The organism is Mesorhizobium sp. M2E.F.Ca.ET.209.01.1.1 (assembly GCF_004010375.2).
GTDB lineage: Bacteria > Pseudomonadota > Alphaproteobacteria > Rhizobiales > Rhizobiaceae > Mesorhizobium.
This window is the reverse complement of the sequence record NZ_SADP02001203.1, coordinates 1-289: the sequence shown is the minus strand read 5'-3', so window position 1 is coordinate 289 and position 289 is coordinate 1. Positions and strand designations below refer to the sequence as shown.

Genomic DNA, 289 nt, shown 5'->3' with positions numbered 1-289 from the left:
GTCGCCGGCAAAGGCCTGGCCGATCAGCTCGGAGCCGATGACCCTGCCGTCCCTGGTGATCAGGCTGCCATTGGCCTGTTTCGGAAACAGTGCCTGGGCGATGCCGGTCATGCCGATCGGATAGATAAGGCCGGTCAGCACCGTGAAGAAAACGATCATGACCAAAGCGGGTCTAAGTTGCTTGAGCATCGGGGAAATCCTTATGCGAGGCCAAGGGCGGTGACGATCAGATCGATCGCCTTGATGCCGACGAAGGGCACGATGATGCCGCCGAGGCCGTAGATGAGAA

General features: G+C 59.5%; 1 protein-coding gene. It reads right to left on the bottom strand.

Features of this window, described 5'->3' with window-relative positions:
- Window positions 1–189: potassium-transporting ATPase subunit C (locus EN852_RS39740; protein ID WP_135879970.1), on the bottom strand; the 189-nt coding region annotated here is incomplete at its 3' end.
- Window positions 190–289: the final 100 nt, after the last annotated feature.